This window comes from Providencia sp., assembly GCF_040396775.1.
GTDB lineage: Bacteria > Pseudomonadota > Gammaproteobacteria > Enterobacterales > Enterobacteriaceae > Providencia.
Genome location: NZ_JBEBNT010000023.1, coordinates 14,620 through 30,571 on the forward strand (window position 1 = coordinate 14,620; position 15,952 = coordinate 30,571).

15 protein-coding genes are annotated in these 15,952 nt (G+C 44.1%); 3 read left to right on the forward strand and 12 right to left on the reverse strand.

Annotation, left to right across the window (positions count from 1 at the left end):
• Nucleotides 1-140: 140 nt before the first annotated feature.
• Entirely contained in the window at nucleotides 141-1,667 is a 1,527-nt protein-coding gene (gene glpK / locus ABWP91_RS17800; protein WP_353244367.1) for a glycerol kinase GlpK, read from the reverse strand.
• 3 nt (nucleotides 1,668-1,670) lie between these two features.
• The gene (locus ABWP91_RS17805) at nucleotides 1,671-2,531 is read right to left on the reverse strand and encodes an MIP/aquaporin family protein (protein ID WP_206085966.1); all 861 of its coding nucleotides are present in this window, start codon (nucleotides 2,529-2,531) and stop codon (nucleotides 1,671-1,673) included.
• A gap of 310 nt (nucleotides 2,532-2,841) precedes the next feature.
• Between ABWP91_RS17805 and zapB the strand changes: the two genes are divergently transcribed.
• Complete coding sequence (gene zapB / locus ABWP91_RS17810) at nucleotides 2,842-3,081, forward strand: cell division protein ZapB (protein WP_004265299.1); 240 nt, start codon at nucleotides 2,842-2,844, stop codon at nucleotides 3,079-3,081.
• Nucleotides 3,082-3,440: 359 nt separating this feature from the next.
• Here zapB and rraA read toward each other — a convergent pair whose 3' ends face one another.
• The 7 genes from rraA to priA all read right to left on the reverse strand — a co-directional run bounded on the left by rraA (nucleotide 3,441) and on the right by priA (nucleotide 11,702).
• Complete coding sequence (gene rraA / locus ABWP91_RS17815) at nucleotides 3,441-3,962, reverse strand: ribonuclease E activity regulator RraA (RefSeq protein WP_273804800.1); 522 nt, start codon at nucleotides 3,960-3,962, stop codon at nucleotides 3,441-3,443.
• Between the two features lie 120 nt (nucleotides 3,963-4,082).
• Entirely contained in the window at nucleotides 4,083-5,006 is a 924-nt protein-coding gene (locus ABWP91_RS17820) for a 1,4-dihydroxy-2-naphthoate polyprenyltransferase (protein ID WP_353244368.1), read from the reverse strand.
• A gap of 186 nt (nucleotides 5,007-5,192) precedes the next feature.
• Complete coding sequence (gene hslU / locus ABWP91_RS17825) at nucleotides 5,193-6,527, reverse strand: ATP-dependent protease ATPase subunit HslU (RefSeq protein WP_353244369.1); 1,335 nt, start codon at nucleotides 6,525-6,527, stop codon at nucleotides 5,193-5,195.
• 11 nt (nucleotides 6,528-6,538) lie between these two features.
• Nucleotides 6,539-7,069: an ATP-dependent protease subunit HslV gene (gene hslV, locus ABWP91_RS17830; protein WP_004265304.1), complete on the reverse strand. Its 531-nt coding sequence runs from the start codon at nucleotides 7,067-7,069 to the stop codon at nucleotides 6,539-6,541.
• 166 nt (nucleotides 7,070-7,235) lie between these two features.
• Nucleotides 7,236-8,051, reverse strand: a complete 816-nt coding sequence (gene ftsN, locus ABWP91_RS17835) for a cell division protein FtsN (protein ID WP_353244370.1) — start codon at nucleotides 8,049-8,051, stop codon at nucleotides 7,236-7,238.
• Between the two features lie 73 nt (nucleotides 8,052-8,124).
• Entirely contained in the window at nucleotides 8,125-9,153 is a 1,029-nt protein-coding gene (gene cytR, locus ABWP91_RS17840; protein WP_219245034.1) for a DNA-binding transcriptional regulator CytR, read from the reverse strand.
• Between the two features lie 350 nt (nucleotides 9,154-9,503).
• Nucleotides 9,504-11,702, reverse strand: a complete 2,199-nt coding sequence (gene priA, locus ABWP91_RS17845; RefSeq protein WP_353244371.1) for a primosomal protein N' — start codon at nucleotides 11,700-11,702, stop codon at nucleotides 9,504-9,506.
• Between the two features lie 218 nt (nucleotides 11,703-11,920).
• Here priA and rpmE point away from each other — a divergent pair, with 218 nt between their 5' ends.
• Nucleotides 11,921-12,136 carry a 50S ribosomal protein L31 gene (gene rpmE / locus ABWP91_RS17850; RefSeq protein WP_004265313.1) on the forward strand — a complete coding sequence of 72 codons (216 nt, stop codon included), beginning with the start codon at nucleotides 11,921-11,923 and terminating at the stop codon, nucleotides 12,134-12,136.
• An 88-nt stretch (nucleotides 12,137-12,224) separates the two neighbouring features.
• Here rpmE and ABWP91_RS17855 read toward each other — a convergent pair whose 3' ends face one another.
• The 3 genes from ABWP91_RS17855 to metJ form a co-directional block, all read right to left on the reverse strand.
• Complete coding sequence (locus tag ABWP91_RS17855; protein ID WP_353244372.1) at nucleotides 12,225-12,947, reverse strand: outer membrane protein; 723 nt, start codon at nucleotides 12,945-12,947, stop codon at nucleotides 12,225-12,227.
• Between the two features lie 250 nt (nucleotides 12,948-13,197).
• The gene (locus ABWP91_RS17860; RefSeq protein WP_353244373.1) at nucleotides 13,198-13,941 is read right to left on the reverse strand and encodes a hypothetical protein; all 744 of its coding nucleotides are present in this window, start codon (nucleotides 13,939-13,941) and stop codon (nucleotides 13,198-13,200) included.
• Between the two features lie 210 nt (nucleotides 13,942-14,151).
• Nucleotides 14,152-14,469, reverse strand: coding sequence for a met regulon transcriptional regulator MetJ (metJ, locus tag ABWP91_RS17865; protein WP_004265315.1), 318 nt, complete (start codon nucleotides 14,467-14,469; stop codon nucleotides 14,152-14,154).
• 315 nt (nucleotides 14,470-14,784) lie between these two features.
• On the opposite strand from metJ, the gene metB reads away from it, so the two are divergent.
• Nucleotides 14,785-15,945, forward strand: coding sequence for a cystathionine gamma-synthase (metB, locus tag ABWP91_RS17870; protein WP_353244374.1), 1,161 nt, complete (start codon nucleotides 14,785-14,787; stop codon nucleotides 15,943-15,945).
• Nucleotides 15,946-15,952: the final 7 nt, after the last annotated feature.

Below are 15,952 nucleotides of genomic sequence, written 5' to 3' on the forward strand. Positions count from 1 at the left end.
ACAAGGTAATGGCGCCTTTCTAATTTATTATTAGTCTGATTATTGTGCATCTATTTATTAGCTAATTGATTTTACGGAAATAAAAAAGGCGGTACCGAAGCACCACCTTTGAGACAACGAGATAAATTTTCAATCAATAGTTACGCTTTATCTTCCCACTCTTGAGCACGTGCGACCGCTTTTTTCCAGCCTTCGTATTTGAAATTACGCTCAGTGGTTTCAATACCTGGTTTAAAGACGCGTTCAATTGTTGCTTTGCTTTGCAGTTCATCAAGGTTATTCCAGAAACCCACGGCTAAACCAGCAAGGTAGGCCGCACCCAGCGCGGTACTTTCACGCACTTCAGGGCGTTCAACTGGTGTGCCTAGAATGTCAGATTGGAACTGCATCAAGAAATTGTTTGCTACGGCGCCACCATCAACACGCAGTGCTTTTAAGCGCTCGCCAGAGTCAGCTTGCATCGCATCGAGCACATCACGAGTTTGGTAAGCGATAGACTCCAATGTTGCGCGGATGATGTGGTTACGGTTAGCGCCGCGTGTTAATCCGAAAATCGCACCACGTGCGTACGGGTCCCAATATGGTGCCCCTAAACCGGTGAAAGCAGGCACAACATACACGCCGTTACTGTCTTTGACTTTGGTAGCGAAATATTCAGAGTCTGTGGCTTCATCAACCAGTTTTAATTCATCACGCAGCCACTGGATAGATGCACCGCCAACGAACACCGCGCCTTCTAGGGCATAGTTCACTTCCCCTTTTGGCCCGCAAGCGATAGTGGTTAACAGACCATGATTAGAACGAACCGCAGTTTCCCCTGTATTTAACAGTAAGAAGCAGCCCGTTCCATAGGTATTTTTCGCCATACCCGGTTTCACGCACAGCTGGCCATACAGTGCTGCTTGTTGGTCACCTGCCATGCCCGAAATGGGAATACGTGTACCACCTTTCCCCCCAATATTGGTTTGGCCATATACTTCAGAAGATGGGCGAACTTCAGGTAACATGGCTCGTGGGATATTCAGCGCTTTGAGGATTTTATCATCCCACTCTAAATTGCGAATATTAAACAACATAGTACGAGACGCGTTAGTGTAGTCGGTTACATGTACGCGGCCTTGGGTCATTTTCCAGACTAGCCATGTATCGACGGTACCAAACAGTAATTCGCCTTTTTCAGCTCGTTCGCGAGCACCTTCGACGTGGTCTAAAATCCACTTAACTTTTGTTCCTGAAAAATAGGGGTCAACCACAAGGCCAGTATTTTGGCGAATATATTCTTCTAAATCTTTTTCATTTTGTTTGAGGTGAGTACAAAAATCCGCGGTACGACGGCACTGCCACACAATCGCATTATAAATCGGTTTACCTGTCGCTTTTTCCCAAACAATGGTCGTTTCGCGTTGGTTAGTGATACCAATCCCTGCAACTTCGTCGGTACGAATATCCGCTTTGGCTAACACTTCAACCAGTGTCGAACTTTGTGATGCCCAGATTTCCATTGGGTCGTGCTCTACCCAGCCCGGCTTAGGGTAAATTTGGGTGAATTCACGCTGTGAAATGCTCACAATGTTCGCATCGTGGTCGAGTACGACAGCTCGAGAACTGGTTGTGCCTTGATCAAGTGCAACGATATATTTTTTTTCAATGGTGGTTTCAGTTGTCATAATTTAAGCCTGTTCCGAGGATTTTGGGTTTTTAACGGATAATTTTTCTGCTTTGGTCTCTTCTTCACATACCATGCACGGTAAGTGGCGACCGATTAATTTGCGATAACCGAAGGCCCCTAGCAGACCACCGACAATCGGTGCTGTCAATGGGACAAGGAAATAAGGAATATCGCGCCCGCCCGTAAAGGCGATGTCACCCCATCCTGCGAGATAAGCAACAACTTTAGGGCCGAAATCACGCGCTGGGTTGAGGGCGAAGCCTGTCAATGGGCCGAATGAACCGCCAATAACGGCGATTAAGATACCAATTAATAGCGGGGCGAGAGGGCCACGGGGTACACCATTGCCATCGTCAGTTAAGCCTAAGATTAAGCAAACGAGAATGGCAGCGATGACGACTTCAATAAAGAATGCGTGGAAGACACTAATTTGCGGAGCAGGGTAAGTTGAAAAGACCCCTGCGGTGAATAAACTTTCTTGCGTACCACGGATAATGTGGTGAACTTGTTCGTAATCGAAAAAAACAGGGGAATACATAGCGTAAACCAATGCAGCAGCACAAAAACCACCTAGCATTTGCGCAATGATATATGGCACAACTTTGCGTTTATCAAAGCAAGCAAATAGCCATAGGGCGAGAGTAACTGCGGGGTTAAGGTGTGCGCCTGAGATACCTGCGGTGAGGTAAACGGCTAAAGCGACGCCAAATCCCCAGATAACACTAATTTCCCAGAGGCCAAGCTGCGCCCCTGCTATTCTTACGGCGGCAACACAACCTAAACCAAAAAATACAAGCAGTGCAGTCCCTAAAAACTCTGAGATGCACTGACCAGTGAGTGATGTTGAGGTCATTTGGCTCATATGTTCTATCCTACGAAAATGAAAATGAAAATTATTGTAATGTTTTTTTAAGTTAAGATTTTCTAATCGAAAACCCTTAGCTGTAAATTTATCGTTAAAGAACATAAACGAGAAATATCGAAATTGAAAAATGCGTGTTACATCACTAAAGCGAACAAAAACAAACAAAAATAGTGATGGAATCGACCTTTGTGATGTGATCCGACCAGTGTTTTTGCAACAACAATATGCGGAATCAGATGGATGGCGCTGGACACAGAGGATCATGCTACTTACAATCGTGTTAAAGCTGATAAGGGAGACCAGAAACATGTCATTTGAAGTATTTGAGAAACTCGAATCCAAAGTTCAACAAGCGATTGATACAATCACCCTGTTACAAATGGAAATCGATGAATTAAAAGATAAAAACGGTGCATTAAGCCAAGAATTAGAAACTGCAAAATCAGGGACCGATTCATTAGTACGTGAAAATGAGCAACTGAAACAAGAGCAACAAGCTTGGCAGGAGAGGTTGCGGACTCTGCTAGGTAAGATGGAAGAAGTATAATTTCTCGTCATACTTCGCGTTGTAGGGGTGTTGGCTTCGTCTCTTCGCCCTAGTCACATACTTATGTATGCTCCTAGGGTCTTATCGACTTGCCGCCTACCTACAACACGAATTATTTAGAGAAATGTTTGTTATACCTCACGTTGTAGAGCGCTGGCTTCGTTTGGATACCCGAATCACATACTTGTGTATGCTCATCGGGATATCCTTCACTTGCCGCCTACCTGTGACTCGAATTATTTTGGAGTAAGTTTTCTGAGAGATGTGAAAAGTGAGTGAAAAAACAGAAAGCGGAAGACAGAACAAAAAAGAAAAAGGCAGATGTTGGAATCTGCCTTTTTTATTGAATTTGATGGGGCTTATTCGTCAATCTCTTCGTCGAATTCACTCTCTGTCGTTTCTTGGGTGAGCGGTTCTTCAGACAAAATCATACCGGTATTATCCGCATACAGATAATCACCCGAGAAGAACGTAACACCGCCAAAGTTAACGCGGATATCGCTTTCGCCGATACCTTCATCAGGGCAGCCCGCAGGCATCGCAGCGATGGCTTGAATGCCAAGGTCGAGTTCCATCAGGGCATCAACCTGACGCACGGCACCATAAACCACAATGCCTTCCCAGTGGTTATCAACAGCTAACCTTGCCACTTCGGCATCGATTAACGCTTTACGGACAGAACCGCCACCATCAACGAGCAGAATACGGCCAGCGCCTTCTTCTTCCAGCAAATCATACAGGAGGCCGTTATCTTCAAAGCACTTCACTGTAATGATTTGACCGCCAAATGAAGTACGTCCACCAAAGTTGGAGAAAAGAGGTTCTACCACGTTAACGCTTTCTTGGTATATATCGCAGAGTTCGGAAGTATCATATTTCATAGGATTTAGGTCTTTTTTTGCTGCAAGAGAATACCAGTATATCCCTTTTGATCCGCACTTGGCAAAATTCCCCGCCTAAAAATAGGCGGAAAAAGTCAAAAAATGGTCAAATAACGCAGGTTATTTACTCATTACCACGCCAATAGCGAATAAAACGTTCGTCACAAGGGCGGCTTTAACCATGTTCTCAAGAAGAGGGCGCATCCCTTCTGGGGTCGGATCGGTTAGAACGCGACGGAGGTGATTGAGCAGTACTGGAACTGCCAATAAGAATAGCCAACCACTCCAGCCGGATAAGTAAATCAGCTTAAACAGCACTAAACACAAAATGGCAGCGATGATAATAATTGCGTGGTAAATACGTGCACCTTGTGGCCCCAAACGAACCGCTAAGGTATTTTTCCCTGCTTTGATATCATTTTCAATATCACGCATATTGTTGATATTTAACACGGCGACAGAAAGCAGCCCACATGCTGTTGCAGGTAGTACGGTGATGATGTTGAATGTATTGGCTTGCAGATAATAGGTACCAATCACACTCAGCCAACCAAAGAAAATTAAAACAGAGATGTCGCCTAACCCTAGATAACCATAGGGTTTTTTGCCTACGGTATAGGTAATCGCGGCAACAATCGCCACGAGGCCTAGCGCAAGAAAGCCAAAGGCATCTTCGGGCTTTTCGCAGGCGACAATAATTAACAATAAACCAGATAAGCAAGCGGCGGTGATATTGAGTTTCAGCGCTTTTTTCATATCCGCTTGGGTAATCACCCCTTTTTGCATTCCGCGCAGTGGCCCAATGCGCTCAGCAGTATCTGACCCTTTCACAGCATCGCCGTAATCATTCGCAAGGTTCGATAAAATTTGCAGTAAGCCTGCAGTAATCAGCGCAAGCAAGGCGACTGGCCATTTAAAGTTACCTGTTAGATAGGTGAGTGCAGAGCCAGTGACAATGGCGATAACCCCGAGAGGTAGGGTTTTAGGGCGAAGACTTTCAATCCAAGCTTGTTTACGACTTATTGTTGTGGATGTCGGCTGCATGCAGTTACCTATAATTCAAACTCTTTGAGATGCGTTCTTAACAATGTAATAACCCACCGCATGAAGAAATACCTAAGTATATTCAATGCAATGGGTTGAATATTTCATAGAAAAAAGTGCAGCGATAAAAGCTGCACTTTAGTCGATGTATATTAAGGATACATGAAAACCTGATAATTAATAAGATTATAAAATAAATCTGCTCAAGTCTTCGTCCGCAACCAGCTCATCTAAGTGCTGTTTCACGTATTGCGCATCAATTTGGATGGTTTGGCCATTACGGTCGCTCGCATCAAAAGAGATGTCTTCCATTAAACGCTCAAGCACCGTATGCAGGCGGCGTGCACCGATGTTTTCGGTAGACTCATTGACCTGCCATGCCGATTCCGCAATTTTACGGATACCGTCAGTGGTGAACTCAATATTCACGCCTTCGGTCGCCATCAACGCTTTATATTGCTCTGTTAGGGAGGCATTTGGCTCCGTTAAGATACGCACAAAATCTTCAGTGGTCAGCGCTTGTAGCTCAACACGAATTGGCAAACGGCCTTGTAATTCAGGAATTAAATCTGATGGGCTAGAGACTTGGAACGCACCCGAAGCAATAAACAGGATGTGGTCAGTTTTTACCATGCCGTGTTTAGTGGAAATAGTACAACCCTCGATAAGTGGCAGTAAGTCACGTTGTACCCCTTCACGAGAAACATCAGGGCCTGAACTTTGCCCACCGCGTTTACAGATTTTGTCGAACTCATCAATAAACACGATACCGTTTTGCTCAACGGCTTCGATGGCTTGCTCTTTTAACTCTTCTGGGTTAACGAGCTTAGCGGCTTCTTCTTCCACCAGCAGTTTGAATGCCTCTTTGATTTTCATCTTACGAGGTTTCTGTTTTTGCCCTGCAAGATTTTGGAACATCGATTGCAGCTGGTTGGTCATTTCTTCCATACCAGGAGGTGCCATAATCTCAACGCCCATTGGCGATGCAGCAACTTCAATCTCAATTTCTTTATCGTCTAACTGACCTTCACGTAATTTTTTACGGAAAGTTTGGCGTGCTGGTGAATGCTCATCTGTTGGCTCAGATTGGCCCCAGTTGTTTTTTGCGGGTGGAATTAATACATCCAGAATACGTTCTTCTGCCATTTCTTCCGCTCGATAGCGGTTTTTTTCAATGGATTGCAAACGTACCATTTTCACCGCAGAGTCGGTTAAATCACGGATGATGGAGTCGACTTCTTTACCCACATAACCGACTTCAGTAAATTTGGTCGCTTCAACTTTGATAAATGGTGCATTGGCTAATTTTGCAAGGCGGCGGGCAATTTCAGTTTTACCAACCCCTGTTGGGCCAATCATCAGAATATTTTTCGGTGTAACTTCATGGCGTAACACTTCGTTTAACTGCATACGGCGCCAGCGGTTACGCAGGGCTATCGCAACAGAACGTTTAGCTTTGTTTTGGCCAATAATATGATTGTCGAGTTCGCTGACAATTTCGCGTGGAGTCATTTCGGACATGCTAACAATCCTTATGATTTTGAAGAAATTTCTTCAAAGTTGACATTATGGTTGGTGTAAATACAGATATCACCTGCAATGGCGAGCGCTTTTTCCGCGATTTCTTTCGCGCTTAAATCTGTATTTTCTAATAGTGCACGTGCGGCAGATTGTGCATAAGGACCACCTGAACCGATAGCGATCAAATCGTTTTCTGGTTGAACGACGTCACCATTACCAGTAATGATGAGGGAAGTATGCTCATCCGCTACGGCAAGCAGCGCTTCCAGCTTGCGCAGCATACGGTCTGTACGCCAATCTTTAGCGAGTTCTACGGCCGCTTTAGTTAAATGGCCTTGGTGCAGTTCGAGTTTGCGTTCGAACAGTTCAAAAAGCGTGAATGCGTCTGCGGTGCCACCGGCAAATCCGGCAATGACTTTGTCATTATAGAGACGGCGAACTTTGCGGACATTGCCTTTCATGACGGTATTACCCATCGTCGCCTGTCCATCACCACCAATTACGACCTGGCCATTACGGCGAACACTTACGATTGTTGTCATGAGTTAGCCCCTGGTTTTATTACAAAAAAATGCAGTTGAGTTTTGTTTTCAAGAGACAAAACCCAAGTGATAGTTGTTGATTAGCTATCACTTGGACTAGGTTGAAGACAAAAACAACCGCTCATGAGTGCGTTAAAACAGTAGATGGGGTGGGGGATGGGGTTTTTCAACCCCCTGATGCACGAAGAATACAACCGGAAACGCCAACACCTGCTGCGCGGTCGCGCATTTTCTCTGCGGTTGACTTGGAATAAGGACCAAGAACAATTCTATGCCAGCCACCACCCGCAGTTACTCGGCTTTCAATTCCTGCAAACGCTAAAGTTGCACGAACAGACTCTGCTTGGTCGGCAGTACGGAATGAGCCACATTGTACCAACATATTTTGCATGTTATTGGCAGGTTTTGGCTCCGCAGGTGTTGCAGGCTGTACCGGGGCAATTGGCGCAGTAGGGCGAGTTTCTGGTTTCGGTTCAGTATTCACAACGGGTTTGCGTTGAACGGGCTCAACAGGTTGAGCAGGCTCATTGATGATCACTTGAGAGCGAGGAACAGGCTTGCCATTGGACGGAACCTCTTGCAGGTTTGTCACGGGTTGGCGTCTATCGGAGTCCATTTGCTCTAATAACTGGCGTTGCTCAGGGGTTAAATCTGAAGGACGCAGAATATTATTACCCGAGCTAGGTTGCTGGGTACTTGGCAAATCAACACCGCGGCGTTCTAATTCTTTAATATAGCGCCAGCGTTCTTCAGGTTTAGGAGGAAGCGTACTACCCGCAGGTGCTGAAGGCGTGGCAACTTGCGGCTGCGGCGCATCCTTTTTATTGTGGGTGATATAAAACAGGCCGCCAACAAATAGCACAACGATCGCTACGGCAACAACCAACGTGGTCATTGGTAGCCCTTGTGCTTTTTTTGATTTCCCTTTGCCTTTTTTACGGGCGGCTGACCGCCCTCGAGCTACATAATCTTTTTGTGCCACGCTATTAATTCACTAGTTATCAATTGTTAGTCATCATTTGGGTTAACATGTTACTTAACCTGAACAATTTTGACTAGCTTTTAGGCGCTTTTGTGCTCTCTCTGATGATTAAATCAGAATCTAGGAGACGCGAACCTGGTGTTACGTTGTTGCCATGAATTTGTTCGAGCAATAATTGCATCGCATGATGACCAATTTCTGCGCGAGGTTGGTTCACGGTTGTTAATGCAGGTAACGTATATTTTGCTTGCTCTAGATTATCGAAGCCGACAAACGATAAATCATCCGGTAGGGTTAAGCCCATTTTTTTGGCTTGCCACATTGCGCCAATCGCCATGATATCACTTTGGCAAAAAATCGCCGTAGGGGGTTCAGGGAGTGATAAAAGCGACTTCACCGCTTCAGCGCCGCCCTCATGGGTAAAATCACCGCGAATAATATATTCTTCCCGCAGTTTTTCCCCTGTTCTTAGCATCGCTTTTTTGTAGCCTTCTAGACGGTATTGGCTCAGTGGCATATGAGATGGGCCAGCAATACAGGCGATCAGCTTGTGGCCTTGTTTTTGCAGGTAATGAGTCGCATTAAATGCCGCGGTTAAGTTGTCGATATGCACCGTAGGCAGTTTTAATTCAGGGGCAAATTCATTCGCCATCACAATTGGTGGTAAGTTTTTTTGCTCTTCCGTTGAAATATCGAACGGGATATTTGAACCGAGCAACACCATGCCATCAATTTGTTTAGTAATAATCAGATTAATAAAGGCATTTTCTTGTTTTTCTTGGTGCTTGCAGTCACCAATCAACACAAAGTAACCTTCTTGAGCGGCAATTTCTTCAATGCCACAGACCACATCACTAAAAAATGGGTCACGGATATTGGGAACGAGTACAAGAATCGTTTTTGATTCATTGCGCTTATAGCTTCTTGCTAGGTTGTGAGGATAGTAGCCAACATCCATAACCGCTTGTTCGACTTTCTGGCGGGTCTGTAGGGAGACCTTTTCAGGGTTCATTAATGTTCTGGAGACCGTCGCTGTCGAAACGCCCGCGGCACTAGCAACATCTTTCATTGTTGCTGTGTTATTGTGTTTTTTACTTTCCACAACGCCTTCCTTAGATTGATTTAATCGTTTGCTTTTTTTTGAATGGCGCAAGCACGTCATTATTTATGATTAGAAGTTATTCTAATTAGATTCTCAATAATATCTGTTACCTAGTTTGCATAAAAAGTGTGACACGCATCATTTTTTAGAGCTGCTTCGCAAATTTCAAAAATAATTTAGGGGATTAAAAGATAAGAGGATCTCAAGTTGGTCGGAATTCACACAAAACATGATGTTTTATGCAAAAAAAGATAGTTCACAATATCAACAAACTGGACGCGAAAAAGTGAAAGATTACTTATCGGATAATAAGGGTAAAGTAAAAATTACCCTTTAAATTCGGTAATACGTTAGCCATCTGTTGGGTCGACATCCACATTCCATTTTACTTTGCGGCTTGCTGGCTGTTTGATGATTTCAGGTAATAATTGCGCCATAAAGTGTTGCAAGTAAGGGCGAGAAGGGTGTTGTAACAGGAGCTGCCAGCGGAAACGGCCGCCTCGTTTTGCTTGAATCGACGGAGATGGCCCTAAAATCCACAGTTTTGCATCACTTTGTGGGTGCTCAGTAATGTACTGACGGACATTTTGTAAGAATTGGCGCGAGTCTTGGTTGTTGTGATCTTCAGAGCGGATCAAAATATGGTTGGTGTAAGGCGGGAGCATCGCCACATGGCGTTCTTCCATTGCTTCTTGGGTAAATGCATCATAACCGTTTTCCAATAAGGTCAGCAGCAAAGGGTGCTCGGGGTGATGTGTTTGTAAAAAAACTTCCCCTTGCTTACCTGCACGCCCTGCACGCCCTGAAACCTGTACATACAGTTGAGCAAAACGTTCTGCGGCACGAAAATCACTGGAAAACAGCGCACCATCGACATCCAGTAATGCCACTAAGGTGACATCGGGGAAATGGTGCCCTTTGGCTAACATCTGCGTGCCAATCAAAATACGCGCGCCGCCCTCGTGCACTTGGTTTAAGTGCTGCTCGAGTTCCCCTTTGCGGCTAGTTGTGTCACGGTCAATACGTGTGACAGGGGTATCTGGGAACAGCTCGGATATTCCTTCTTCAAGCTGTTCTGTTCCCATCCCAACAGGTACTAAATGTGTTGAACCACATTGCGGGCATTGGCGAGGCACTGGGCGCTGGCTATCACAATGGTGGCAGCGTAGCTGGTGGAAGTTTTGGTGCAACGTATAGTAGTGGTCGCAGCGTTGGCACTCGGCAATCCAGCCGCATTCATGGCAAATTAAAGCAGGGGAGTAACCGCGGCGATTTAAAAACAAAATCACCTGATTATTTTGTGCTAGATGCTCTTTAATGTGCTGGATAAGTAAGTGTGAAAGGCCAAATTTTAGGGGCTGGCCTTTTAAATCAATTAAATGCTGCGTTGCGGGGCGTGCATTCCCCGCACGAATGGTCAGATTAAGTTGGCGGTATTTTTGCTGCTTCACATTGAGCAAGGTTTCGAGTGAAGGGGTTGCGGTACCCATCACAATGGGGATATTATTTTTTTTCGCGCGAAAAACGGCTAAGTCCCGTGCGTGATAGCGCCAGCCATCTTGCTGTTTATATGAAGTGTCGTGCTCTTCATCGATAATAATAATGCCAAGGTTGGCAAAGGGGGTAAAAAGGGCGGAGCGTGTACCAATGATGATGGCGGTTTGGCCTAGCTTGGCACGCAACCAGACGGCTAAACGCTCGCTATCATTAAGTGCAGAGTGCAACACATCCACTGGGGCGTTATACCGTTCGCGGAAGCGGTTAATGGTTTGTGGCGTTAAACCAATTTCAGGTACCAAAACAAGCGCTTGTTTTCCTTGCGCCAGCACATTTTCGAGCACACTCAAATAAACTTCCGTTTTCCCTGAGCCGGTGATCCCCGCCAGTAGCCAAGGGGAAAACTCATCGTCTTGAGCACGTATTGCCCCGACAGCCGTGGCTTGTTCGCTATTCAGACGTAACCGTTCACCACACACTTCAAAAGTTGGCTGCCATTTTTCGACGCTTGGCTGCACAGGGTGTAATTCGATATAGTCTTTCTTTTTAAGGGATTGTAGTGCGCTTTCACTGATTTCAAGCTCACTGACTTGATGGCGATAAACTGCGCTGCGCTTGAGCAATGCTAACGCTTGTTGCTGTTTGGGCGATCGCTTAAATTCATTGAGATCGGCTGCGATCCCCTCTTCAGTCGCTTGCCATTGCCAGATTGGCGTAAACTCAGCCGCTTTCCCTTGGCGCAGTAAAGTCGGTAAGGCATGAAAGAGCACTTCGCCTATCGGGTAATGGTAATATTGAGAAGACCATAACAAGAGTTGCCACACATCATCAGGAAACAGCGTTTGCGTGTCGAGAACCAGCTCGATGGTTTTAAGCTGGTCTTCTGCAAATTCGCTTTTATCACTATGTTTGACCACAATCCCAAGGGCTTGGCGTTTACCAAACGGCACCATCACGCGGCTCCCCACAACAGGAAGTGGCATGTTATCTGGTAGTCGATAATCAAAAGTGCGGTTCAAAGGAACAGGTAAAGCCACCTGAACGACGATCATAACTGGATTTCCGTCTGTTTTTTGTTCGATATTAAGCGCGATAGCCAACTAGAATATCACAAAATTTACGCGTTTTTCATTGCGTGGCAAATAGAATTTCTGTATGATCCGCCGCCTTTGGTACTTAATTTTACCAATACATTAAATTCAATCAACACGACGTGTGGTGTCCGGCGTTAGGGCTGGAATGGCGACACGGCCTTATTAGAGGTTCTCCCATGAAAAAAGGTATTCACCCTAAATACGAAGAAGTTACTGCAACTTGTTCTTGCGGTAATGTAATGAAAATTAATTCAACTGCTGGTCACTCGCTGAACCTGGACGTTTGTGGTAACTGCCACCCGTTCTATACTGGTAAACAGCGTGATGTTGCGACTGGTGGTCGTGTTGATCGCTTCAACCAACGTTTCAGCATCCCAGGTTCTAAGAAATAATCGAACTTGTGAAATGCGAAAAAAAGGGAAACTGAGTTTCCCTTTTTTAATGCCTAAAATACGCGTTTTTTGTTTTTAACCGAATAAATTAGAAACGGTAAAGCACACCAAACATGAAGTCATTACTACGGACTTTTACTTTAGACTTGAGCGTATCGCCATCGTCGTTATAACTGACATCGGATTTGCCTGCATCTAAGAAGCGATAGCTCAAGTCCAATGAAAGGTTATCATTAATCGCATATTGCGAACCTAAACCTAAACTCCAAGCAAAATTGCTGTTGGTTTTTGATTTCGAGAATGCATCGTATTCACTGCCGCCTGAATTGGTTTCAGTATAGATATACTGTGCTTTATGCTTAATGCTCGCTAAACCTAAACCCACAGACACATACGGTGTGAAATTGGTTTGGTTTTTAAAATCATAATATGTATTAATCATAAAGGTATTTAATGTAATATCATTTTTAGCATCTTCACTATCTGAATAGAAAGAGCCGTTACCATTATCCCATGAGCTCGTTGCTAAGTTGTGTTTAGATGAGGCTTTACCGCGCAGAGTAACATCTAATTCTGTGCGTAGAGGTAAAGAGGTTGCATCATACAGGTCATAACCAAGAGCAATACCCCCACCAAATACGCCTTTTGTTTTGCTACCCCCGCCAACGCTACCATCTTCATCAGACCATTTTTGGTCAGACAGTTTAATGATAGAGGTTCCCATCTTACCAGAAACGTAAAAACCGCTGCCAGATGCCATCGCCATACTTGAAATTAAACTCAGAAGAGACACTGCAATTATTTTTTTCATTGTGAAATACCATCTTGTTGGTTTGTTAATAACTGGTATTTATTATATGTTAAAATAATTTTATGGATTAAGGTAAATTGTCGATATTTGTTTAAACGATAGAAATTGCCAATTCGCATGAGAAAATGTCATGAGCTTAGAATTAAAATATAAGAAAAATTGATAATTTTGACTTTTGTCTGGCAAATTTATGTGTCATAAAATAAAAAAGCGCTACCGCGGGGTACGCGCTTTTACCCCTTTTTATTATCTATCGCTTACGGCACGGTGCTGGTGCGTATTGCGTATCTGCTGGGAACGGATTGGCTTCACAATCAGGTAATTCTTCGCGGACTTCAAAGAGTGCAAAACCAATAACACCAATATTTCGTTCATCGCCTTGGGCATTTTGGTTCACATAGGATCCTTCAGGGGCGGCAAAGCGGAATGCAGCAACTTGGTCTTGGCTTTTACGAAAACCTTCAATGGTGACTTCACTTCTTGGGCGAATTAAATATCCACTATTTTGATAAGAACCCGCACGGCCATTTAATACATCAACCCCATCGACGCTTGTTACGACTTCATAAATGCGATTTCTATCGGTATTTTTGATGGTTAATTGATACCGTTGGCCTTCTTGTGCAGGCAAAATATATTGACCTTGGTTATTACGGTACATTGGCATCTTACGGCCACGTTCATTCGTCACCTGAATTTCGACAGGGGATAACGCGATATAATTCATGGTTTGAATATTATTCGGAACTCGTTCGCCACGGTAATAGATAGCGGCAGTATCAAAAGGGGTATTGGTTAAGCGTGTGGCATTAACGGTGGTGACTGCAGAATTGACATCCTCCCCCCATTTTGTCCCAAGCTTTTTCGCTGAAGTTTGAGGTTCTGCAACATCTTTATAGTTTTGGGACTCTACATATGGGCGATTTCCACACCCTGCGGTGACCATCAATACACCGCTTAGTAGTCCAATCAAAGCCAGATTGTATTTATTCATTGCACTATCCTTCGTGATTTTAATTATTAGCTGTAGCTATGGATTAATAGCCAAAAGTGTAGAGTGTGCGAATGAATAAAGCCTGAGGGGGATTCTGAATTAAATATAATTCAGAGGAATCTAGCGCATTTTTTGTCTCGATAGAGACACTACACCACGGAGATTGTGGCGTAGTAAGGATTTTGGAATGCGTAAGTCTCGTCGTAAGAATTAATATTCCCACGTTTCTGGGTCGATACCCAATTCGCGCATAATTTCTTTTGCGGCTTCAGGGATCTCGTCATTGCGCTCTTTACGCAGATCTTCATCATTTGGCAGTGGTTGGCCGGTGAACGCATGTAAAAATGCTTCACACAGTAATTCACTGTTAGTGGCATGACGTAAGTTATTAATCTGACGGCGAGTACGTTCGTCAGTTAAAATTTTGAGTACCTTTAACGGAATAGATACTGTAATTTTTTTTACTTGCTCACTCTTTTTGCCATGTTCAGCATACGGACTGACATATTCACCATTCCATTCAGCCATGAGATACCTTGGATATTTTCAATAATAATAAAAAATAATATGCATATTCTTTTTAATAGAAACTTATTCTAAGCTCTAAATCGAGAAGGCCTGCATATATGTTAGGCGCGACTTAACGTAGTTTATCACAAAATATTGTATAAAATTAACGAACTAAGTCCACTTATGCGATTGACTATCAATTAACACATAATTATTAAGGCTGATTATTCCATTACTTGATATAAACGTAAAGAGGTTTAGACGTCTAGGTATGTTGACGTCTAAACATCTGGTGGGTATGATTTGGTCTATCACTGTTCAGGAGAAGCGTTTATGACTTACAAGCCGTCAACCATCGCAATTCATAATGGATTAAATGAAGACCAACAATTTGGTTGCGTAGTGCCTCCCATTTATTTATCCAGTACCTATAATTTTACGGACTTTAATGAGCCTCGCGCCCATGATTATTCACGTCGTGGTAACCCTGGTCGTGATATTGTGCAAAAAACATTGGCGCAACTGGAAGGCGGCAGCGGTGCGGTGATGACAAACAGTGGTATGTCGGCGCTTCACCTAATATGTACTGTGTTTTTACGTCCGGGGGATTTATTAGTTGCTCCCCATGATTGTTATGGTGGCAGCTACCGTTTATTTAACAGCCAGCACGAGCGTGGGGCATATCAAGTTCAGTTTGTCGATCAAAGTAATGAAACGGCGTTAAAAGCGGCGCTGGCGAAAAAACCAAAATTAGTGCTTATCGAAACGCCAAGTAACCCGTTATTAAGAATTTTTGATATCCAGCAGATTGCTCAGTTAGCCCATGAAGCTGGTGCATTAGTCGTGGTGGATAACACATTTTTGAGCCCAATACTTCAGCAACCTATTTCACTTGGGGCTGATTTTGTCGTGCATTCGTGTACAAAATACCTTAATGGCCACTCAGATATTGTGGCAGGTGTGGTTATTGCAAAAGAAGAGAAATGGGCAATCGACTTAGCCTGGTGGGCCAATAATATTGGTGTAACAGGTGGGGCGTTTGATAGCTATTTATTGTTAAGGGGCATTCGAACCCTGTCCCCGCGTATTTTACAGCAACAACAAAATGCGCATGAAATCGTAAAATATCTTAAAGCTCAGCCTTTGGTCAAAAAATTGTATTATCCTGCATTGGAAGATCATCCAGGGCATGAAATTGCGCTCAAACAACAAAAAGGGTTTGGGGCGATGTTAAGCTTTGAATTTGCAGGTGATGAGGCTCAATTACGCCATTTTTTGTGTGCACTAAAGCTGTTTACATTAGCGGAATCATTAGGTGGGGTCGAAACATTGATTTCACACACAGCAACAATGACCCATGCAGGGATGTCAGCACAGGCACGTTTTGAAGCGGGCATCACAGACAGTTTATTGCGTATTTCAGTTGGGATTGAAGATGTGCAGGATTTAATTGCAGATTTAGACCAAGCATTTAAGGCTGCGGCACAACGTTAGCGGAGTT